Genomic DNA, 1,166 nt, shown 5'->3' on the forward strand with positions numbered 1-1,166 from the left:
GCCGATGCCCGCGCCGCAGGCCCCGGCAGCGGCGACCGCGCCTGCGCCACCGCGCGCACCGCAGCAGCCGCAGGCGCTGGGCACGGACACCTCGTTCGTCACCCACGGCCAGCTCAACMTCTCCCAGCAACCGGGGCAGGCCTTCGTACTGATGAGCAACGGCGACAACCTGGTCAACGCCTCGCTCGCCGACCTCAAGCAGGCGCGGCACGATGCGGGTAACGGCGAACCCGCCCTGTGGGTGCGTCGGGGCCAGACGCGCTACCTGATCCGCGATCCGGCCGTGCTCAAGCAGCTGATCCGTACGCAGGCCGAGGTGGCCGCGCTGGGCAATGCGCAGGCCGCATTGGGCGATCGCCAGGCAGACATCGGCGAACACATGGCAACGGTGTCGTTGCAGGTCGCCGCCGATGCGACGGCCTCGGTGGATGTGGCCGAAGTGGCCAACCAGGCGGCACGTCAGGCCAGCGTCGAGGCGGCCTCCGCCGCCAGCCGCGCCGCACGTCAGGCACGCATCGACGCGCGCCGGGCGRTGGATGCCAGTCAGATGGCAAGCGCTGCGCGGCAGCAGGCCGAATTCGGCAGGCAACAGGCGACGTTGGCCCAGCAGCAGGCGGTGGCGTCGGCACGTGCGATGCGCGAAGTCCGCATCGTCATCGACCAGGCCCTGTCAAGCGGCAAGGCGCAGCGTCTGGGCAATTGAGGCAAGCGCCCCGCGCGGGCGCCGTTGTCGCCGGCCACTCAAGTTCGCCCGTCCCCTGCCGATACGCCTACGCAGGCGGCGGGCGCGCGGTACGCGTCGCTCCCGGGCATCTGCACTCTTTCCCGGTTCGACAAGGATGTTCATGAAGTTTCCGATCGCGCTACTGCCGGTGGCGCTGTGCGCCATGCTGGTCTCCCCGTCCGCAGGCGCCGTGCAGGCCGACACCGTCGACGGCGTAAAAGCCGCCGGTATCGTGTTCCAGCCCTTGAAGGGCGTCGGCACCGTGGCGGTCAGGACCAAGGGCCAGCGCATGGCCGCCTTCGGCCTGGGCATGGTGGTGGGCAACGCGATGGGAAGCCCGGTCGGCAACCTGCAGGACGCGATGCAGGTCGCGCAGATTTCCAGCGACCTGACCCAACGCGGCATCAATGAATTCGGCCACCAGCGGGTGGCACAGCAGGGG

At 70.2% G+C, this 1,166-nt stretch carries 1 protein-coding gene and 1 pseudogene; both read left to right on the forward strand.

The features are described 5' to 3' along the window. A pseudogene (locus AC1DQP_RS20760) lies at window positions 1-703 on the forward strand (M56 family metallopeptidase); the annotation flags it as partial. Window positions 704-845: 142 nt separating this feature from the next. Continuing rightward, a partial coding sequence (locus AC1DQP_RS20765) for a hypothetical protein (protein ID WP_478052466.1) occupies window positions 846-1,166 on the forward strand: 321 nt, incomplete at its 3' end.

This window comes from Stenotrophomonas sp. P5_A8, from assembly GCF_056400545.1.